This is a genomic window from Caulobacter sp. GW821-FHT09B11, from assembly GCF_059418205.1.
This window is the reverse complement of the sequence record NZ_JBWKPK010000007.1, coordinates 110,864-129,507: the sequence shown is the minus strand read 5'-3', so window position 1 is coordinate 129,507 and position 18,644 is coordinate 110,864. Positions and strand designations below refer to the sequence as shown.

Annotated in this window: 19 protein-coding genes; 7 read left to right on the top strand and 12 right to left on the bottom strand. The window is 70.0% G+C overall.

Annotation, left to right across the window (positions count from 1 at the left end; genetic code table 11):
• Positions 1–7 precede the first annotated feature (7 nt).
• Positions 8–1,159, top strand: a complete 1,152-nt coding sequence (gene pcaB / locus AC07N1_RS07250) for a 3-carboxy-cis,cis-muconate cycloisomerase (protein WP_494671180.1) — start codon at positions 8–10, stop codon at positions 1,157–1,159.
• On the top strand, positions 1,159–2,337 hold the full coding sequence (gene pcaDC / locus AC07N1_RS07245) for a bifunctional 3-oxoadipate enol-lactonase/4-carboxymuconolactone decarboxylase PcaDC (protein ID WP_494671179.1): 1,179 nt from the start codon (positions 1,159–1,161) through the stop codon (positions 2,335–2,337). Before pcaB ends, pcaDC begins: the two co-directional genes overlap by 1 nt.
• Positions 2,338–2,461: 124 nt before the next feature.
• On the opposite strand, the gene AC07N1_RS07240 is transcribed toward pcaDC, so the two are convergent.
• The 5 genes from AC07N1_RS07240 to fliL are packed head-to-tail and all read right to left on the bottom strand — an operon-like array spanning position 2,462 to position 8,604.
• Positions 2,462–5,350 carry a tetratricopeptide repeat protein gene (locus AC07N1_RS07240; RefSeq protein WP_494671178.1) on the bottom strand — a complete coding sequence of 963 codons (2,889 nt, stop codon included), beginning with the start codon at positions 5,348–5,350 and terminating at the stop codon, positions 2,462–2,464.
• A gap of 19 nt (positions 5,351–5,369) precedes the next feature.
• On the bottom strand, positions 5,370–6,167 hold the full coding sequence (locus tag AC07N1_RS07235; RefSeq protein ID WP_494671177.1) for a MotE family protein: 798 nt from the start codon (positions 6,165–6,167) through the stop codon (positions 5,370–5,372).
• Positions 6,164–6,799 (bottom strand): DUF6468 domain-containing protein, encoded by a 636-nt coding sequence (locus tag AC07N1_RS07230; RefSeq protein WP_494671176.1) that lies wholly within the window; start codon positions 6,797–6,799, stop codon positions 6,164–6,166. Before AC07N1_RS07230 ends, AC07N1_RS07235 begins: the two co-directional genes overlap by 4 nt.
• Entirely contained in the window at positions 6,796–7,947 is a 1,152-nt protein-coding gene (gene fliM, locus AC07N1_RS07225) for a flagellar motor switch protein FliM (RefSeq protein ID WP_110120640.1), read from the bottom strand. The genes AC07N1_RS07230 and fliM overlap by 4 nt, the downstream gene beginning before the upstream one ends.
• A 27-nt stretch (positions 7,948–7,974) precedes the next feature.
• Positions 7,975–8,604, bottom strand: a complete 630-nt coding sequence (gene fliL, locus AC07N1_RS07220) for a flagellar basal body-associated protein FliL (protein ID WP_494671175.1) — start codon at positions 8,602–8,604, stop codon at positions 7,975–7,977.
• Between the two features lie 222 nt (positions 8,605–8,826).
• Between fliL and flgF the strand changes: the two genes are divergently transcribed.
• From flgF to AC07N1_RS07195, 5 genes are all read left to right on the top strand, one after another.
• The gene (flgF, locus tag AC07N1_RS07215; protein WP_494671174.1) at positions 8,827–9,564 is read left to right on the top strand and encodes a flagellar basal-body rod protein FlgF; all 738 of its coding nucleotides are present in this window, start codon (positions 8,827–8,829) and stop codon (positions 9,562–9,564) included.
• 14 nt (positions 9,565–9,578) lie between these two features.
• The gene (flgG, locus tag AC07N1_RS07210; RefSeq protein ID WP_494671173.1) at positions 9,579–10,367 is read left to right on the top strand and encodes a flagellar basal-body rod protein FlgG; all 789 of its coding nucleotides are present in this window, start codon (positions 9,579–9,581) and stop codon (positions 10,365–10,367) included.
• Positions 10,368–10,371: 4 nt separating this feature from the next.
• Entirely contained in the window at positions 10,372–11,130 is a 759-nt protein-coding gene (gene flgA / locus AC07N1_RS07205) for a flagellar basal body P-ring formation chaperone FlgA (protein ID WP_494671172.1), read from the top strand.
• A 12-nt stretch (positions 11,131–11,142) separates the two neighbouring features.
• Entirely contained in the window at positions 11,143–11,877 is a 735-nt protein-coding gene (gene flgH / locus AC07N1_RS07200; protein WP_494671171.1) for a flagellar basal body L-ring protein FlgH, read from the top strand.
• A gap of 141 nt (positions 11,878–12,018) precedes the next feature.
• Positions 12,019–12,480: a hypothetical protein gene (locus tag AC07N1_RS07195; RefSeq protein WP_494671170.1), complete on the top strand. Its 462-nt coding sequence runs from the start codon at positions 12,019–12,021 to the stop codon at positions 12,478–12,480.
• Positions 12,481–12,651: 171 nt separating this feature from the next.
• Here AC07N1_RS07195 and dxs read toward each other — a convergent pair whose 3' ends face one another.
• The 7 genes from dxs to AC07N1_RS07160 form a co-directional block, all read right to left on the bottom strand.
• Positions 12,652–14,571, bottom strand: coding sequence for a 1-deoxy-D-xylulose-5-phosphate synthase (gene dxs / locus AC07N1_RS07190; protein WP_494671169.1), 1,920 nt, complete (start codon positions 14,569–14,571; stop codon positions 12,652–12,654).
• A 17-nt stretch (positions 14,572–14,588) separates the two neighbouring features.
• Positions 14,589–15,473, bottom strand: a complete 885-nt coding sequence (locus AC07N1_RS07185; RefSeq protein WP_494671168.1) for a polyprenyl synthetase family protein — start codon at positions 15,471–15,473, stop codon at positions 14,589–14,591.
• Entirely contained in the window at positions 15,470–15,832 is a 363-nt protein-coding gene (locus AC07N1_RS07180) for a tRNA-binding protein (RefSeq protein WP_494671167.1), read from the bottom strand. The genes AC07N1_RS07185 and AC07N1_RS07180 overlap by 4 nt, the downstream gene beginning before the upstream one ends.
• Positions 15,832–16,086: an exodeoxyribonuclease VII small subunit gene (locus tag AC07N1_RS07175; RefSeq protein WP_109099095.1), complete on the bottom strand. Its 255-nt coding sequence runs from the start codon at positions 16,084–16,086 to the stop codon at positions 15,832–15,834. Before AC07N1_RS07175 ends, AC07N1_RS07180 begins: the two co-directional genes overlap by 1 nt.
• Before the next feature lie 65 nt (positions 16,087–16,151).
• Positions 16,152–16,772 carry a phosphoglycerate mutase family protein gene (locus AC07N1_RS07170; RefSeq protein ID WP_494671166.1) on the bottom strand — a complete coding sequence of 207 codons (621 nt, stop codon included), beginning with the start codon at positions 16,770–16,772 and terminating at the stop codon, positions 16,152–16,154.
• Positions 16,773–16,815: 43 nt separating this feature from the next.
• A complete protein-coding gene (locus tag AC07N1_RS07165; RefSeq protein ID WP_494671165.1) occupies positions 16,816–17,736 on the bottom strand; it encodes a histone deacetylase family protein in 921 nt (306 codons plus the stop codon).
• A 228-nt stretch (positions 17,737–17,964) separates the two neighbouring features.
• On the bottom strand, positions 17,965–18,582 hold the full coding sequence (locus AC07N1_RS07160; RefSeq protein ID WP_494671164.1) for a glutathione S-transferase family protein: 618 nt from the start codon (positions 18,580–18,582) through the stop codon (positions 17,965–17,967).
• Positions 18,583–18,644 lie beyond the last annotated feature (62 nt).

The following is an 18,644-nucleotide window of genomic DNA, read 5'->3' as shown; positions in this document are numbered from 1 at the left end:
CGAAACCTTGCCATCCCTGATCCGCGATCGCGCGGCCTCGACGCCCGCCATGCTGGCGATCTTCGGCGACGAGGCCCTGCTGCGCGCGGCCCTGCGTTTCGAGGCGGGCCTGGCCCGGGCGCAGGTGGACGTCGGGTTGATCGATGCGAACGCGGCGGACTGCATCGCCGCCGCCTGCGCCGATCTTCCCGACGTCGAGCTTCTGGCCGAGGCGGCCGCCCACGCCGGCACCCTGGCCATCCCCCTGGTCAAGGACCTGCGGGGCCGCATCGCCGACCCGGCCATCGCCGCCCTGGTGCACAAGGGCGCCACCAGCCAGGACCTGGCCGACACCGCCCTCGTCCTCCAGGCCAAGGCCGGGACGGCGCTGATCGTGGACGAGGCCCGCCGTCTCGCCGCAGGCCTCGCCGTCCTGACCAAGACCCACGCCGCCACGCCGATGATCGGCCGCACCCTGTTGCAGGCGGCCCTGCCGATCACCTTCGGCCTGAAGACCTCGCAATGGCTGCTTGGCGTCGACGCGGCGCTGGCCCGCTTCGAGAGCGAGGCCGCCTCTGCGTTACAAGTCCAGCTCGGCGGCGCAACCGGCTCCCTGGCCGGCATGGACGGCAAGGCCTTCGCCGTCTCGGATCGCCTGGCCCAGATCCTCGACCTCGCCCCCGCCATCGCGCCCTGGCACGCGCGCCGCGAAGCGATCGCGGCCCTGGCTTCGGCCCTGGCCATACTGGTCGGCGCCGTCGGCAAGATCGCCCGCGACCTGTCGCTGATGGCCCAGGGCGAGGTGGCCGAAGCCTTCGAGCCCCGCGTCGAAGGGCGCGGCGGCTCCTCGGCCATGGCCCACAAGCGCAACCCCACCGCCTGCCAGACGGCCCTGACCGCCGCCATCCGCGCCCCGCACCTGGCCGCCACCCTCGTCTCCGCCCTGCCCCAGCCGCACGAGCGCGACCTGGGCGGCTGGCAGGCCGAGGGTCCGGTCATCGCCGAACTTTTCCAGCTGGCCCACGGGGCTCTCTCCGTCATGGCCCCGGTCATCGAGGACCTGGAGGTCCATCCCGACCGCATGACCGCCAACCTCGCCGCCGCCGGCGTCGGGACCGACACGGGCGAGAGCGAGAACATCGCTCTCAGGGCCCTCGCCCACTACGAAAAGGACCGCTGATGGCCTTCGCCCAAGCCGCCGACGGCGCCCGCCTCTATTTCCGCCTCGACGGCGGCGCCGACAAACCGGCCCTGGTGCTGCTGAACTCGATCGGCTGCGACATCGGCCTCTACGACGCCGCCGCCCCCCTGCTGCTGGCCGACTTCCGGCTGCTGCGGCTGGACACCCGCGGACACGGCGCCTCCGACGCCCCGGCCGGCGACTACAGCCTCGACCTGCTGGCCGGCGACGTGCTGGCGGCGATGGACGCGGCCGGGATCGACAAGGCCGCCGTCTGCGGCACCTCGCTGGGCGGCATGATCGTCATGGAACTGGCCCTCAAGGCGCCGGAGCGCCTGACCGGCCTGGTGCTGGCCTGCACCTCGGCGGCCATGGACGCCGCGGCATGGCAGGCGCGGATCGACACGGTTCGCGGCCAGGGCCTGGCCGCCATCGCCGACATGGCGCTGGGCCGGTTCTTCTCGGAAGACTTCCGCGGCCTGCATCCCGAACAGGTCGAGACCGTCCGCGCGGGCCTCCTGGCCACCAGCACCGAGGGCTACGCCGCCTGCGGCGCGGCCATCCGCGACATGGACCTTTTGGAGCGCCTGCCAGCCGTCACCGTCCCCACCCTGGTGATCGGCGGGACCAAGGATGTCTCCACGCCCTTCGAAGGGCACGGCGACCGCATCGCCGCCGCCATCCCCGGCGCGGTCACGGCCCTGCTGGACGCCGCCCACCTGCCCTCGATCGAAGCCCCGGCCGCCTTCGCCGGCGCCGTGCGCGCCTTCCTCGGCGCCGATCCGGCCGAGCGCGCGGCCAAGGAAACGCTGTTCGAGGCCGGCCTGAAGAACCGCCGCAAGGTGCTGGGCGACGCCTGGGTCGACAAGTCCCTGGCCAAGCGCACGGCCTTCACCGCCGACTACCAGGCGATGATCACCCGCTACGCCTGGAACGAGATCTGGGGCCGCCCGGGCCTCGACCACAAGACCCGCCGGCTCCTCGTGCTCGCGATCTGCGCGTCCCTGGCGCGCTGGGAAGAGTTCCGCCTCCACGTCCGCGCCGGCCTGGAGCAAGGCGGCTTCACCCAGGACGAGCTGAAGGAGGTGCTGATGCAGACGGCGATCTATGCCGGCGTGCCGGCGGCCAATACGGCGTTCACCGAGGCGGCGAGCGTGATTGGGGAGTTGGGGCTGTAGAAGACCCCCTCAGTCGGCTTCGCCGACAGCTCCCCCAGAGGGGGAGCATCTTCTTGGCGCGGCGCTTCTAGATCCTCCCCCTCTGGGGGAGGTGGCCCGGAGGGCCGGAGGGGGTCTCCCCGCCCTACGTTTTCGGCGTCGCCGCCGCCCGGAAGCGGTCCTTCATCTTCGCGACCCAGCCGTTGAACACCTCGTTCTCGGCGGTCACGCGGCTGAAGTCCGAGCTCGACGCCACGCCGTCCACGCCGGCCAGGGCCACGCGCAGGCCTTCGGGATTGCGGGCCGTGCCGATCAGGTTGGTGTAGCGCGTGCGCAGGCGCCCCAGCGAGGCGTCGTCGTCCGACAGGCTGAAGGCGACGGCGGCGCGCATCAGCTTGGCCTCGTCCGAGGGCGCCAGGCCCGCGGCGTTCTTGAAGCGGTCGCCCAGGGCGGCCTCGTACAGCTTGCCGGCCTGGGGCCAGTTGCGCTGCTTCCAGGCGATGTCGCCGCGGATGTCCTGGGCGTCCTTGCCCTTGTCGCCCTCGATCACTTCCAGCGCGTCGTCGTAGCGGCCCAGGGTCATCAGGGCGCGGGCGGTGGCCAGGCGCCGCTCGCTGTTGAGGGCCGGCGGCAGGATCGTGGTGCGGGTGTTGTTGATCGCCGCCAGCGCGTCCTCGGGCTTGCGATCCATCAGGTAGATCCAGGCCAGGTCCGTGGCCACCTGCGCCTTGGGCACGCCGTTCAGGCGGTTGTCGACCTGGTACTTGAGCAGCTTGGCGGCCTCGTCCAGCAGGTCGACGTCGACCAGCCGCCGCACGAGGTTGCGGACCATCTGGTCGCCGTCGTTCCCGATCGGCGTCAGGTCCTGGTAGTCGTAGAACAGGCCCACCGCCTGGATCGGCTGCATGCCGTCGGCCAGGCCGTCGAGGAACAGGGTGCGGAAGGCGCCGTAGAGGTCGTTCTGCAAAGCCACCGCCTGCGGCAGGTCAGGCAGCACCTTGTTGGCCGAGCGCAGCACTTCCAGCGCCTCGCGATAGCGGCCCTGGTCGATATAGAGCTTGCCCAGGGCCCGCACGACCTCCAGCTCGACGCCGTCGCCGCGCCAGCGGAAGCGCAGCTGGTCGAGGGTCCTGGCGGCGTCGGCCGGCGTGATCTGGTTCTTCTCGAGCTTGATCTGCACCGCGTGCAGCGTGGCCGGGGTGGCGATGCGGTCGACCGTCGCCTTGGAGATGGCCTGGAACATCTTCAGGGCCTTGTCCTTGCGGCCCTGCAGCTCGAAGGCCTTGGCCTGGATCAGGCGCAGCTCCAGCTGGTCGATGATGGGCAGCTTGGGCAGGCTCAGCGCCTGGGTCACCAGCCGCTCGGCCCCGATCCCGTCGCCGGTGGCCACGGCGGAGTCGGCCTGGGCGCCCAGGAAGCGCGCCTGCCAGACGGCCGGGAACAGGTTCATCGCCTGGGCGCCGGCCGCGAACTTGTTGCGGGCGTCCACCCACTGGCCCTGCTTGTAGGCGACATAGCCGCGCCACAGGGCGCTGGACGGATCGTCCGACAGCACCGGAGAGGAGAAGTCGGCCTCGGCCTCGGCCCAGCGCCCGGCCATGGCCTTGGCCGCGCCGCGCAGGCCGCGGAACTCGGCGTCGCCCAGCAGGGTCTGCTGCTTGCGGGCCGCGGCGTTGAGCACGCCGATGGCCTCGAACGACAGCTTCGAGCCGACCAGGAAACGGGCTAGGGCCATGCGGGCGGCGATGTCGCCCTGGCGGTCGGCGGGATCGACGGCGGCGATGGCGGCCTGCAGGGCGTCGTAGCGGGCCATGAAGCCGCCCGAGCCGGTCTTGGGCCAGTTCTCCAGGTCGACGACGGCCGGCATGGCCGCCGGCTGCGGCGCGCCGGTGATCACTTCCTCGCCCGCGCTCGACGCCGAGGCCGGAGACAGCACCAGGCCCTTGGGCCGGCCGATGCGGACGATGTCGCCCTCGGTCAGCACCTGCAGGTCGCTGGCGAAGGCTTCCACCGCCAGGCCCTGGGCCGACGGCAGCAGGGCCATCTCGACATATTCGCGGCGCGACGGCAGGCCCTTGGACGGCGCCAGGGCCGGAACGACGGCCAGGCGGTCGCCGACGGCCGGATCGTTGACCCATATCGGACGCCCCGCCCCGGCCAGGTTGGCCGACAGGCTGGCGGGTGTGGCGGTCTCGTCGCGAGCCACCTTGATCGGATCGGGTTCGGGCTGCAGGCCGGCCCCCAGGGCTACGGTCCAGACGTTCCCCTGCCCTTCGGCGTAGACCGGCACGCCGGGCTTGGCGACGATGCGCAGGGCCGAGTAGTCGGGACCGCGGAACACCTGGATCTTGGTGTGGCTGGGGCCGGTCTGCGGCGTGCGGCCCAGCTCCAGGCGCACCGAGGCGTCGAACACCACCCACACGGCCTCGCCGCGCTTGAAGACGGCGGCGGCGGCGGGCGCGGCCCAGGTGGCGACGAACTGGGTCTGGCCGTCGGTCTTGCTGTAGTTCACCGCCACCACGCCGCTGGCGGGGGCGGGATTGGGCCGGCGCGGATCGCGCGGAGCCGGGGTCGCGGCCGCCGGCGGCGCGCCCGGCGTCGCGGCTTGGGGCGGTTTGGCGAAGACATTGACGAAATCCACGCCGTCGGCGCGACCGACCCGCAGGTCGGCGTCGTCGGTCAGGGTCAGGACCAGTTCCAGCGCGCCGCCGGCGTGGCGGGCCTCGACCGTCCGGATCCAGCGCGGCGGCGCGATGCGCAGGGCGGCGATGTTGGGATTGGCGTCGCGGCCGAAGCGCAGGATCGCCTGCTGGCCCTCGCGGCGCATCTTCATCGCCGGAGCGCGGCCGCTCCAGCGGAATTCCAGGCGCGAGAAGTCGGGAGCCTGGGCGGCGCGGACGACGAGGTCGCCCTGCCCTATAGAAGAACGAGGGGCCTGGGCCGCGGCGGGTCCCGCGGCCTGGACGGCGGGCGCGACGACGCCGGCGATGCAGATCGCCGCGACGCTCGCCCTCAACGCCCCCCGCAGGTTCATAAGCCCCCCTTGGCCCGGACTAGCCGGCTTTCTTCGGTGCGCCCGCGCCGGCCAGCGGCGGCGCCGCGGCGGCCTGCTGACCACCCGCGGTCGGCGCGGCGGCGTTGTCGGCCACGGCGGCCTTGCCCTTGGCGATGGCGTCGCCCGAGAAACGGGTGGCCAGGCGCTCGGTCAGCACCTTGGCGTCGCCCGGCGCCATGTTGGCCAGGATCATCGCCAGGGTGCGTTCCTTCATCTTGGCGGCGATCGGCAGGCGCACGCTGTCGTCCAGCAGCGTCAGGCGGACGGCGGCGTCCTTGGGTTTCATGGCCGAGAACACGCTGACCATGCGGTCGACCTCGGCCGCCTTCTGGCTGTCGGCCTGGCCCAGCAGGGTCTGGATCTCGCCCTTCATGCCGTTGAGGGTCTTCATCTTGGCGTCGAGCTTGGCCTCGGCGGCGGCCAGCAGCTGCAGCTGAACGTCGATGTCCTGCTCGCGCTGGTCCAGCTGCCCGCGGCGCTGGCCCAGGCTCTGCAGCACGCGCAGCTCGGCCGGCGACAGGCCGGCTTCCTTGGCCAGGTCCGTGGCCGACGGCGCGCAGATGCGCGGCGGGGCGGCGGCCGAAGCCTTGGCGGCGGCGTCGGCGCCCGCGCCGTCGGCCGAAGCGGCCTCTTCGCCCTTGGCGTCCTTCTTGTCGGTCTTGCCCACGCCTTCGGCGAACGCTTTCGCGCCGCCCAGCAGGTCGGGCATCGACTTGGCGCCGGCCAGGGCGTTGACGGCCAGGACGCCGATGACGGCGACGCCGACGATCGGCAGGATGCGAGGAACGTTCTTCATCGACGGTCTCTGAAAGGCGATCCGGGCCGCGACGAGGGGTCGGGGCCGTCGAACAGGTCATCATCCACCCGCGCCCGTGAACGGGGCGTTTCGCGCGAGGGACTGAGAGGCGGATTAAGCGAGGAATTCGAAGGCGTCGCGGGACGCGAGGTCGCAGGGCCGCTCGTGCGGGCGCGGGCCTCGCGCTCCAGCATCGCTTCGAAGTCCTGCGCGCTCAGGCGGCGGCCGCCGGCGGGGCTCGGCGCGGGCTCCGGCTCAGGGGCCTGCGACGCGACGAAATCACGCGGATCGCGAGCTGGGCGCTGGCCCGGATCTTGGCGGGGGTCGCGCGTCTCGATCCGCGGCGCCGAGGCCGCCCGGGTCATGCGGTCGTCCAGCTGGGCGGCCAGGGCCTTGGCCTTTTCGATGCGGTCGGCGAGGTATTCGGAGGCCTCGTCGGTGGCCGCGCGCAGGTCGGCCAGACCCTGCTCGGCGCGCTGGGCGGCGTTGTCGAGATCGGCCACGGCCTTGGCGAAACCGTCCTGGGCGTCGCGCAGAGCCTTCAGCTTGCGCTCCAGGCGCCAGCCGAAGACCAGCGCCACCATCAGGAGCACCGCCAGAAAGACCTGCAGGGCGACCGCGACCAGGCTCATTTCAGCTTCTGAACCGCCTTCTTCGCCGCGGGCGTCAGCGGGGCGTCGGCCCGAATGGCGATGGAATGGTTACGACGGCCCATCCGGCCGCGGGTAAGCGGAATCGACCCCGCCCGCAACTCCACCAGACTGTCGGGCGTGGCGTTCAGCATCAACGTGTCGCCGACCTGCAGGTTCAGCACCTTGGAAAGCGGCAGCTGCTGCTCGTCGAGCACCGCGCGCACCTCCATCTGGGTGGTCCAGAGTTCGGTGGCCAAGTGGCCTTCCCAGATGTTGTCGCGGCCGAACTTCTCACCCATGAACTGCTGCAGCAGCATCTTCCGGATGGGTTCCAGCGTGGCGTAGGGCAGCAGCAGCTCGATGCGGCCGCCGCGGTCTTCCATGTCGATGCGCAGCTTCACCAGGATCGCGGCGTTGGCCGGGCGGGCGATGGCGGCGAAGCGCGGGTTGGTCTCCAGGCGGTCCAGGGTGAAGGCCACCGGATGCAGCGGCTCGAAGGCGGCCTTGGCGTCGTTCAGCACCACCTCGACCATCCGCTGCACCAACACGCGTTCGATGGTCGTGTAGGGACGGCCCTCGATGCGCATGGCTGCGGTGCCGCGACGGCCGCCCAGCAGCACGTCGACGATCGAGTAGATCAGGTTGGAGTCGACCGTCAGCAGGCCGTAGTTGTCCAGCTCCTCGGCCCGGAACACCGCCAGGATGGCCGGCAGCGGGATCGAGTTCAGGTAGTCGCCGAAGCGGATCGAGCTGATGTTGTCGAGGCTGACCTCGACGTTGTCGGAGGTGAAGTTGCGCAGGGACGTCGTCATCAACCGCACCAGGCGGTCGAAGACGATTTCCAGCATCGGCAGGCGCTCGTAGCTGACGAGCGCCGAGTTGATGATGGCGCGGATGCCGGTGCGGTCGTCGGAGCCGTCGCCGGACAGGTCGAAGCCCAGCAGGCTGTCGATCTCGTCCTGGTTCAGGATGCGCTCGGCGCCCATGCCGTCGCCGCCGCCGTCGTCCCAGCCCCCCATGCCGGCCATGCCGCCGCTGAAGTCGCCGAAGCTGTTCATCTCGCCGCCGCCGGCGGCGTCGAAGGTCCCCGGAGGGTTCTCCGCGGCCCACTGGGCCATTGCGGCCTGATCGTCGATCTCGTCTGCCATGATGGTCGCTTCAGCCAGCCGCCAGGGCTAGTTGATCAGCATCTCCTCGATCAGGACGGCGTTCACTTTCGAAGGGGCGGCCACCAGGTTCACCCGGCGCAGCAGCTCGGAGCGCAGCTGATAGCTGCCCTGGCTGCCGGCGAGATCCTCGGGACGCAGTTCGCGCAGGAAGGTCTGGAACATGTCGGTCAGGCGCGGCAGGTTCGGCGTCAGGGCGTCGGCCGTATCCTGGTCGGGCAGTTCGAAGGTCAGCTTCAGCTTCAGGAAGGTCGACTTGCCGTCGGCCGACTGCATGTTCACCACGATGTCGGGCAGGGTGTAGAACACCACGCCGTCGGGGCCTTCCTTGACGACCGGCGCGCCGGCGCCGCCGTCGGCCTTGGCCCCTTCGCCACCCTCGCCGCCTTCCTTCTTCTTCTCTTCCTTTTTCTTTTCCTTTTTCTCGCCATGCTCGCCGGCGGCGGCTTCGCCCTCGGCGGCCGGCTTCGGCTTCATCAGCAGGAAGGCCGTGGTCCCGCCGCCGATCAGCAGCACGAGCGCGCCGGCGGCCCCGGCGATCAGGATGATCGGCGGTTTCTTCTTGGCGGAAGCTTCACCCTCGACGGCGCCCTCTTCGCCTTCCGGGGCGGGGGCTTCCTTGGGCGGTTTCTTGGCCACGCGCGAGTTCCTTGAAAACTATGGGTCCTACTTGTGCGCGAGCATGGTTAACGATCTCTTTTGAAGGCCATTTGGTCGCAGGCTGAATCTGCCCGGCTCGCCCTCGAAAAGCGTCGCCGTTAACCACCCTCTTTGCTGATTTCATTGCACTTTTCGAGTTGGCACAGGGCTTGCTTGCAGGGTTGCGGCGCATTTGTCGCGCCAAACTGCGAGTTAATCGTCATGGACAACGCGCTGTATGTGGGCCTTTCGCGGCAGATGACGCTCCGTCGTGAGCTGGACATCGTCGCGAACAACATCGCCAACGCCAACACCACCGGCTTCAAGGTCGAGGACCTGATGGTCCGCACCGAAGCGGCCAAGCCCGCGCGCACCGCGGGCGGCCCGGCGCCGATCAAGTTCGTGCTGGACGACGGCGTCGTCCGCGACTTCAAGCCCGGCGCCCTCAACCAGACGGGCGGAACCTTCGACCTGGCCTTGGAAAACCAGGGCTTCTTCAAGGTTTCGACCGCCGAGGGCGAGCGCTACACCCGCGACGGCCGCTTCACGACCAATCCGGAAGGCGTGCTGACCACCCAGCAGGGCGCGCCGGTGCTCGACGACGGCGGCGGCCAGATCAACATCGACCCGCAGCTTGGCCCCGTCACCATCGGCCGCGACGGCATCGTCAGCCAGGGCTCGAACCGGGTCGGCAAGATCGGCGTCGCCCGCTTCTCCGACCTCTCCTCGCTGCGCAAGCAGGGCGACAACCTCTATCGCAACGCCGGAAACGAGACCCCGCAGTCGGCCACCGACGCGATCATCCACCAAGGGATGCTGGAGGGGTCGAACGTCCAGCCCGTCCAGCAGATCACCAAGCTCATCGAGGTCAGCCGGGCCTACGAGAGCATCGCCAAGATGATGGACCAAACCGCCGAACTCTCGCGCTCCGCCGTCGAGCGTATGGGCAAGGTCCAGTAAGGGAATAGCCGAACATGCAAGCGCTCCGCACCGCCGCGACCGGCATGGCCGCCCAGCAGCTGAACGTCGAGGTCATCTCGAACAACATCGCCAACATGAACACCGTCGGCTTCAAGCGCCAACGGGCCGAGTTCCAGGACCTGCTGTACCAGACGATCGAGCGCGCCGGCGCCCAGTCGTCGAGCGACGGCAACGTGGTCCCGACCGGCGTTCAGATCGGCGGCGGCGTCAAGGCCGGCTCGGTCTACCGCATCACCGAGCAAGGCACCCCGACGGCCACCAACAACCAGCTGGACGTGGCCATCCAGGGCAAGGGCTACCTGCAGATCCTGCTGCCCTCGGGCGAGACGGCCTACACCCGCGCCGGCAACTTCTCGACCAACGACCAGGGCCAGATCGTCACCGAGGACGGCTACACGGTGCAGCCGGGGATCACGATCCCCGAGAACGCCACGGCCATCACCATCGGCAAGACCGGCCTCGTGCAGGTCACGCTGGACGGCCAGACCGACCCGCAGACCGTGGGCCAGATCGAACTGGCCAACTTCATGAACGAAGGCGGCCTCGAGGCCATCGGCGACAACCTCTATCTCGAGACCGGCGCTTCCGGCGCGGCCAACGTCGCCGCCCCCGGCTCCACCGGCTTCGGCACCCTGCTGCAGAACTACACCGAAGCCTCGAACGTCGACGCGGTCAGCGAAATCACCTCCCTGATCGTCGCCCAGCGCGCCTACGAGATGAACTCCAAGGTCATCACCACGGCCGACCAGATGCTCCAGGCCACCGCGAACCTGAGGTCGTAAGCTCATGAAAAGCCTGCTCCTCGCCGCCGCCGCCCTGCTGATCGCCGCCCCCGCCGCCTTCGCCGGCCAGCCGGTCGACCTGCGCAACGACACCACCGACGCCGACGGCGTCGTCACCCTGGGCGAACTGTTCGACGGCGCCGGCTCGGCCGGCGGCGTCGTGGTCGCCCGTCGCAACGGCCCCAGCGTCGTGCTCGACGCCGCCCAGCTGCAGATGACCGCACGCCGCGCCGGCCTCGACTGGGCCAACCCCCAGGGCCTGCGCCGCGTCATCGTCCGCCAGGGCGTCGAGAACGGCGGCCAGCTGGCCGGCGGCGCCGGCGTCCAGCGCGGCAACGTGGAGGTTCTTGCCTATGCCCGCAGCCTCGCCGCCGGCGAGGTCGTGCAGCCCGAGGACCTGGTGTGGATCAAGGTCGCCGCCGCGCCCTTCGACGCCCCCGGCGACGCCAACGCCATGATCGGCATGAGCGCCAAACGCCCGCTGCGCCAAGGCGCGGCCGCCGCCCTGCGCGACGTTTCGGCCGCCCAGGTCATCGCCAAGGGCGATGTTGTCGCAGTCACCTACGACTACGACGGCGTGGCCCTCACCTTGCAAGGCAAGGCCGTGAGCGGTGCGGCCGTGGGCGAGACCCTCAGCATCCAGAACACCGCCAGCAAGAAGATCATCGAAGCGGTGGCCACCGGCCCCGGTTCGGCCGTCGTCGGCCCTCAGGCGCAAGCCCTGAAGGCTCCCCGCAATTCCGTGCGCTACGCCGCCCGCTAAGAGAGCACAGAGATGTCCCTGCGTCCCGCCTTCGTCGCCCTCGCCCTGCTCGCCCCAATCGCCGCCTGCTCCAGCGTCAAGGAGGCCGTGAAGGGCCCCGAGCTGGCCCCGGTCGGCTATCCCGCCTCGCTCGCCCCGATGACCCCCAGCTACGTCTCGGCCCGCGAACCGGCCCCGCAGGCCGCCTCGGCCAACTCGCTGTGGCGGGTCGGCGCCCGCGCCTTCTTCAACGACCAGCGCGCCAGCCGCGTCGGCGACATCGTCACCGTGCTGATCGAGATCGACGACAGCGTCAGCACCTCCAACACCAGCAAGTCCTCGCGCACTTCGTCGGGCACGGCTGGCCTCAGCAACTTCTTCGGCCTGGAGTCGAGCCTGGGCAAGGTTCTGCCGGGCGGCTTCGACCCGTCGAACGCCATCAACAGCAACTCTGGTTTCTCCAACGCCGGCGCCGGCAGCGTCAGCCGCGCGGAGAAGATCAACCTGACCATCGCCGCGGTCGTCTCCCAGGTCATGCCCAACGGCAACATGGTCATCCAGGGCACCCAGGAAGTGAAGACCAACAACGAGCTGCGCCAGCTGACGGTGGCCGGCATCGTGCGTCCGGAAGACATCTCCTCGGCCAACACGATCAAGCACACCCAGATCGCCGAAGCCCGCATCAGTTACGGCGGCCGGGGCGACATCAGCCGCGTGCAGAAGACCCCGGCCGGCCAGGCCCTGGTCGAGAAGTTCTCGCCGTTCTGATGACGTAAAGGACGGTTCCGGACACGTCCGGCCGCTCGCATACAAGCCCTTCCTGCTCGACCGCCCCAGGGTGGTCGGACAGGGATCGGCAGAAACCGCCTAGGCGGCGACGCGTTCTCCTGACGAAGGAGATCCGCCGCCATGTCATTCCGCCTGATCGCCGCCGCCCTGCTGACCGCCCTCGGGCTGGCCGGCTGCGCGCACGAGCAGGCGGCAAATTCCGCCTATGCCTGGGCCTATCTCAACGAGCCCGGCGAAGGTCCCAAGCTGGCCTACGGCCGCCCCTCCAGCGACGAGGTGCTGCTGATGCTGGCCTGTCCGACGGCGGGCGGGCCGGTAGAGGTCTCGGCCAGCGGGATCGCGGGCGGCGCCATAGCGCTCGCCAGCCGCGACCAGACGTCGCGCCTGGCCGCGAAAGCCGCCGACGACGGCGGAACCGGGCCCTTCCTGCTGGCCCGGACGACCCCGCGCGACCCCGCGCTAGGCAATTTTCGCCGCACGGGCGATCTTGCAATCCTTAACGCCGGCAAGCGCCACAGCATCTCGGCCAGCAATGACGAGCGCGGCCGCGTGAAGGCGTTCTTCGAGGCTTGTGACGCCTGATCCCTCTCCCCTTGCGGGAGAGGGTGGCCTCCGAAGGAGGTCGGGTGAGGGGTCGCACGTACAGAAACGCCGCGAAAGCCGATCAGCTTTCGCGGCGTCTGAGTTTTGAGAGACCCCTCATCCGTCGGCTTTCGCCGACACCTTCTCCCGCAAGGGGAGAAGGATCTTGAGCTACGCCCGCCGCCCCGCGGCGCTGACATTGTCCATCCCCAGCGCCGACAGCGCTCCGTGCAGGATGCCTTCGGCGTCGAGACCCGCCTCGGCGTACATAACGTCGGGTTTGTCCTGGTCCTGGAAGACGTCCGGAAGGCCCAGCGTGCGGATCTTCAGGCCGCGATCGAGCGCGCCGTGCTGGGCCAGGGCCTGCAGCACGAAGGCGCCAAAACCTCCCATGGCCCCCTCTTCCACCGTGACGATGGCCTCGTGCTCGCGCGCCAGGCGCAGCAGAAGGTCAAGGTCCAGCGGCTTGGCGAAGCGGGCGTCGCAGACCGTGGCCGAAAGACCACGCGCGGCCAGCAGGTCGGCCGCCTTCAGGCTTTCGCTCAGGCGCGTGCCGAACGAGACGATGGCGACGCTGGTCCCTTCGCGGACGATGCGGCCCTTGCCGATCTCCAGCGGCTCGGCCGGGCCGGCCGGCAGTTCCAGGCCCACGCCCTCGCCGCGCGGATAGCGGAAGGCGCTGGGGCGGTCGTCGATCTCGACGGCGGTGGCGACCATGCGGGCCAGCTCCAGCTCGTCGGCGGCGGCCATCAGCACCATGCCGGGCAGAGCGCCCATGAAGCCGATGTCGAACGAACCGGCGTGCGTGGGGCCGTCGGCGCCCACCAGGCCCGCACGGTCCATGGCGAAGCGCACCGGCAGGCGCTGGATCGCCACGTCGTGCACGACCTGGTCGTAGCCGCGCTGCAGGAAGGTCGAATAGATCGCCGCGAACGGTTTCATGCCGTCGGCGGCCAGGCCCGCGGCGAAGGTCACCGCGTGCTGCTCTGCGATACCGACGTCGAAGGTGCGGGTCGGGAAGGCCTTCTCGAAGATGTCCAGGCCCGTGCCCGAGGGCATGGCGGCGGTGATGGCGACGATCTTGTCGTCCTTGGTCGCCTGCTTGACCAGTTCCTGGGCGAACACCTTGGTGTAGCTGGGCGGGCCGGCGGCCGCCTTCTGCTGCTGGCCGGTGACGACGTCGAACTTGGCCACGGCGTGCAGCTTGTCGGCCGCGCCCTCGGCCGGGGCGTAGCCCTTGCCCTTCTGGGTGACGACGTGGACGAGGACCGGCTTTTCCTTGAATTCCCGGGCGTTCTTCAGCACCGAGACCAGGGCGTCCATGTCGTGGCCGTCGATCGGGCCGACATAGTGGAAGCCCAGCTCCTCGAAGAAGGTGCCGCCGGTGACCATGCCGCGGGCGTATTCCTCGGCCTTGCGGGCCGCGTCGCGGATCGGGGTCGGCAGCTTCTCGACCACCGTCTTGCCCAGCTTGCGCGCCTTGCGATAGACGCCGCCCGAGACGAGATTGGCCAGATAGGCGCTCATCCCGCCCACCGGCGGGGCGATCGACATGTCGTTGTCGTTGAGGATGACAGTCAGCTGACGCGTGGCGTCGGTGGCGGCGTTCATCGCCTCGTAGGCCATGCCCGCGCCCAGCGAGCCGTCGCCGATCACCGCCACGACGGCGTTGTCGCCGCCCTTGGCGTCGCGCGCGGCGCAGAAGCCCAGCGCCGCCGAGATCGAGGTGGCCGCGTGGGCCGCGCCGAACGGGTCGTATTCGCTTTCCGCCCGCTTGGTGAAGCCCGACAGGCCCCCGCCCTGGCGCAGCGTCTTGATGCGGTCGCGGCGGCCGGTGAGGATCTTGTGCGGATAGGCCTGGTGGCCGACGTCCCAGATCAGGATGTCCTTGGGCGTCTCGTAGACGTGGTGCAGGGCCACGGTCAGTTCGACCACGCCCAGGCCAGCGCCCAGGTGACCGCCGGTCGCGGAGACGGCGTCGATCGTCTCGGCCCGCACCTCCTGCGCCAGCTGCTTGAGTTCGGCGACCGACAGACCCCGCGTATCGGCGGGCGAGGTGATCGAGTCGAGAAGAGGCGTTTGCGTCGGCATGTTCGTAGAAAGCGCGGTCAGTTGCGGCGGTCCAGCACGAAATCAACGCTGTCGCGCAGATGATCGGCCCTGTCGCCAAAGATATCGAGATGAGCCTTGGTCTGCGCGGCCAGAAGCTCGACGCGTTCCTTGGCGGCTTGCAGGCCCAGAAGGGTGACGTAGTTGGCCTTGCCCTTGACGGCGTCCTTGCCGCCCGCGGCCTTGCCCAGCAAGGCGACGTCGCCCTCGGCGTCGAGAATGTCGTCGACGATCTGGTAGGCCAGACCCAGGTCCTGGGCGAAGCCCATCAGGGCCGCGCGCTCGGCTTCCTTGGCCCGGCCGATGATCAGCGGGATCTCGAAGGCGAAGGCGATCAGGGCGCCGGTCTTCAGACGCTGCATGCGCGCCACCGCGCCCAGGTCGTCGCGAACGCCCAAGAGGTCGATCATCTGGCCGCCGCACATGCCGCGCGCGCCCGAGGCGATGGCCAGCTTCCGCACCAGCTCCGAACGGACATGGCCGTCGTCATGGGTGTCGGGGTGGGCCATGATCTCGAAGGCCGCCGTCTGCAGGGCGTCGCCGGCCAGGATCGCGGTCGCTTCGTCATATTGTACGTGCACGGTCGGACGGCCACGACGCATGTCGTCGTCGTCCATCGCCGGCAGGTCGTCGTGCACCAGGCTGTAGGCGTGGATGCACTCCAGCGCGCAGGCCGCGCGCAGCACCGGCCGCTCGGGCAGGTCGAACATCTTGCCGGTTTCCAGCGCGAAGAACGGCCGCAGGCGCTTGCCCGGACCCAGCGCCGCATAGCGCATGGCCTCGGTCAGGCGGCTTTCGGGCCCGTCGGCGCGCGGCAGCAGCTCGTCGAGCGCCACGGTGACGATGTCGGCCGCCTGGGCGATGCGCTTGCCAAGGTCGCTCAAAACAGCTTTCCCCCGTTCGGAGCCGCGCGATCCACCGTCACGAGGACGACTTCGCCCTCGTCGTCGGGAAAGCCCAGGCAAAGGACCTCCGACATGAACGGGCCGATCTGGCGCGGCTTGAAGTTCACCACCGCCGCCACGCGGCGACCGACCAGCTGGTCGATCGCGTAGTGGCGGGTCACCTGGGCCGACGAATGCTTGACGCCGATCGTGGGCCCGAAGTCGATCGTCAGCTTGTAGGACGGCTTGCGGGCTTCGGGAAAGGCCTGCGCCTGCGTGATCGTGCCGACACGGATGTCCACGCGCTCGAAATCCTCGAACGCGATCGTCGGCGAGATCTTCGCGGCGGCCTGACCCATCAGGAGAACTCGGCCGGCTCGACGCCCGCGGCGCCGCCCTGGCCGAGCACGATCTTCTCGACCTTCAGGCGCGCGGCTTCCAGCTTCTTCTCGCAGTGGGCCTTCAGGGCCGCGCCGCGCTCGTAGATGTCGATCGACCGCTCCAGCGGCGCCTGGCCCGATTCCAGCTCGGACACGATCTTCTCCAGCTCGGCCAGGGCCTGCTCGAAGCTCAGGGCCGAGAGATCATGCGCAGGGGAAGCGGCGTCGGTCATTTCTACTCCAGGGAGAAGCAGGCACCCTAGTGGGGCAGGCGCGTGCGGGCAACGGCTGTGAGGCTTCAGGAGCGCTCGAAACGCTTGACGCACCAGTATTGGAAGCCCTGGTCGAGGGTCTTCTTCAGGCCGCGCTTCTGCAGCGCCACGCCGATCATGGTGTTGAAGAAGCCGTGGGCCACCAGCAGCACGTTCCTGCCGTCCTGCGACAGGGCGATCAGGGCGTCGGCGGCCGCGTCGGCGCGAACCTCGGCCTGCTTGCGGCTTTCCTGGCCCATGTGGTGATCGAAGAACCACCACCAGAAGCGCGAGAAGAAGCCCCACTTCTTGGGCGACAGCTTGATCCAGGCCGGCCAGGGCGGCGGCGGCAGCGGGGCCTCGATAAACATCGGATCGCGCGGGAAATCGCGGCCGCCGGCGATGGCCTGGGCTGTCTCGATCGAGCGACGACGGGTCGAGGAGATGATGACGTCGGCCTTGCGGGCGATGTCGAGCAGGCAGTCGGGCGGGGTCTGGCCGGCCAGCAGGCCGCCCTCCTCGTACAGCGCCCACCAGTCGCCATAGGCCTGGGCGCTGAAGTGGACCTTGCGTGACAGCGCCGGCTCGCCGTGGCGCGCCAGGACGATCGCCCCGGGTGGGCGGACCACGGGCGAGGCGGTCTGGTCGGCGGTCGGTGCGTCGGCCATTTTCCTCGACGGTCCGGCTCGCGCGGGGCGCGGCGCCGGGTCCCTATCCTTCCTGAAGCGCTCGAACATGCGCCTGGGCCGAACGGCCGAGCGCTTCGAGGTCGTACCCGCCCTCGAGCGAGGAGACAATACGCCCTCTGGCCCGACGGTTCGCGACGGCGACGATGGCCCGCGTCGCCCAGGCGAAGTCTTCGGCCTCAAGGCTTTGCTGCGCCAAGGGATCACGTACGTGGGCGTCGAAACCGGCCGAGACCAGCACGAGGTCGGGGGCGAAGGCGTCGACGCGCGCCATCAGCCCGTCGAACGCCTTGCGCCAGGATTCGCGCGCCGCGCCGGGCGCCACCGTGGCGTTGACGATGTTGCCGACCCCGGTCTCCGACGGATCGCCGGTGCCGGGATAGAGCGGCGACTGGTGGATCGAGGCGACCATCACCGTCGGGTCGTTCTCGAACGCCGCCTGGCTGCCGTTGCCGTGGTGGACGTCGAAATCGACGATCGCCACCCGCGAAAGGCCGCCGGCCTGGGCGACGCGGGCCGCCACCGCCACGTTGGAGAACACGCAAAAGCCCATGGCCGTGCCGGGTTCGGCGTGATGGCCGGGCGGCCTCACGGCGCAGAAGGCCCGTCCGCCCTGCCCGCTCGCCACATGGCGCACGGCCGCCGCCACCGCCCCGGCCGCCCGCCGCGCGGCGATCAGGCTGCCGGTGGACATCACCGTGTCGGGGTCCAGGGCGTGGATCCCCGCATGCGGCGCGGCGGCGAAGATCGAATCGACGAACGCGGCCGGATGGATGCGCAGCAGGTCGGCCGGATCGACCATCGGCGCCTCGAACGGCTCCAGGTCGAGGCCCGCCTCGTCCTCCAGCGCGTCGATCACCGCCTTCAGACGCGCCGGGCTCTCCACATGGCCGGACCCCGGCCGGTGGTCGAGCATGTCGGCATGGGTGAACAGCGAGACGGCCATGAAACGAGGTTATGCCGGATAGGACGCATGCGCCAAGCGGGGCTTTGGGAAGGCGTGCCCCACTCCCCTCTCCTCCCGTCATTCCCGCCCTTGTGGCGGGAACCCCTGGTTCCGCTTGCACGTGAAGCGCCAGCGGCGCGCTCGGCGCGCCGCCCCCTCCGCCCTTGCGGCTGACAGAGGGCTTCCCGCCACAAGGGCGGGAATGACGGGAAGTATGGGGGGAGCCCCCTACACCCCGGCCTTCGCCGCCGGCCGCGCGTTCATCTCGTGCAGCCAGCGCTTGACGTGCACAAGCTCGGGATCGGGTCGGAACCGCGCCATGCGCGCGAAGTCGATGCCGGTCACGGCCAGGATGTCGGCGATGGTCACGCGGTCGCCGGCGATGAACGGGCTCTCGGCCAGGCGGCTGTCCAGCACCTTGATCCCCTTCTCGGCGGCGGCGCGGTTGTTGGCGGCCACTTCGGGGACCTGGGTCTCGATCGCCGCCAGCGCCGGGTGGCTGTGGCGGACGGTCAGCATCAGGGGCGTGGCCACCAGCATCTCGGCTCGCCGCGCCCACATCTCGACGATCGCGATCTCGCGCGGGTCGGCGCCGAACAGGTTCGGCTCGGGATAGACGCTTTCCAGGAAGCGGCAGATGGCCACCGACTCGGTGATCGTGGTCCCGTCGTCCATCTCCAGGGCGGGCACGTTGGGCAGGCCGGCCCTTGCCATGTAGTCGGGCGTGCGGTGCTGGCCGGAGAAGATGTCGACCTCGACGATCTCGACGTCCTCGATCCCCTTCTCGGCCATGAACCACCGCACCCGGCGCGGATTGGGCGCGCGACGGCTGTCATAGAGCTTCAACGAAAAATCCTCCCGGTTTTGGCCGGGAGGATCGTTCGTTTTCGTAGCGGAAGGAAAGAGCC

Coding starts and splice junctions, on each gene's coding strand:
- pcaDC (WP_494671179.1), top strand. CDS start 1,159: ATGGCCTTCGCCCAAGCCGCCGACGGCGCCCGCCTCTATTTCCGCCTC.
- AC07N1_RS07240 (WP_494671178.1), bottom strand. CDS start 5,350: ATGAACCTGCGGGGGGCGTTGAGGGCGAGCGTCGCGGCGATCTGCATC.
- AC07N1_RS07235 (WP_494671177.1), bottom strand. CDS start 6,167: ATGAAGAACGTTCCTCGCATCCTGCCGATCGTCGGCGTCGCCGTCATC.
- AC07N1_RS07230 (WP_494671176.1), bottom strand. CDS start 6,799: ATGAGCCTGGTCGCGGTCGCCCTGCAGGTCTTTCTGGCGGTGCTCCTG.
- fliM (WP_110120640.1), bottom strand. CDS start 7,947: ATGGCAGACGAGATCGACGATCAGGCCGCAATGGCCCAGTGGGCCGCG.
- flgF (WP_494671174.1), top strand. CDS start 8,827: ATGGACAACGCGCTGTATGTGGGCCTTTCGCGGCAGATGACGCTCCGT.
- flgG (WP_494671173.1), top strand. CDS start 9,579: ATGCAAGCGCTCCGCACCGCCGCGACCGGCATGGCCGCCCAGCAGCTG.
- flgA (WP_494671172.1), top strand. CDS start 10,372: ATGAAAAGCCTGCTCCTCGCCGCCGCCGCCCTGCTGATCGCCGCCCCC.
- flgH (WP_494671171.1), top strand. CDS start 11,143: ATGTCCCTGCGTCCCGCCTTCGTCGCCCTCGCCCTGCTCGCCCCAATC.
- AC07N1_RS07195 (WP_494671170.1), top strand. CDS start 12,019: ATGTCATTCCGCCTGATCGCCGCCGCCCTGCTGACCGCCCTCGGGCTG.
- dxs (WP_494671169.1), bottom strand. CDS start 14,571: ATGCCGACGCAAACGCCTCTTCTCGACTCGATCACCTCGCCCGCCGAT.
- AC07N1_RS07180 (WP_494671167.1), bottom strand. CDS start 15,832: ATGGGTCAGGCCGCCGCGAAGATCTCGCCGACGATCGCGTTCGAGGAT.
- AC07N1_RS07175 (WP_109099095.1), bottom strand. CDS start 16,086: ATGACCGACGCCGCTTCCCCTGCGCATGATCTCTCGGCCCTGAGCTTC.
- AC07N1_RS07170 (WP_494671166.1), bottom strand. CDS start 16,772: ATGGCCGACGCACCGACCGCCGACCAGACCGCCTCGCCCGTGGTCCGC.
- AC07N1_RS07165 (WP_494671165.1), bottom strand. CDS start 17,736: ATGGCCGTCTCGCTGTTCACCCATGCCGACATGCTCGACCACCGGCCG.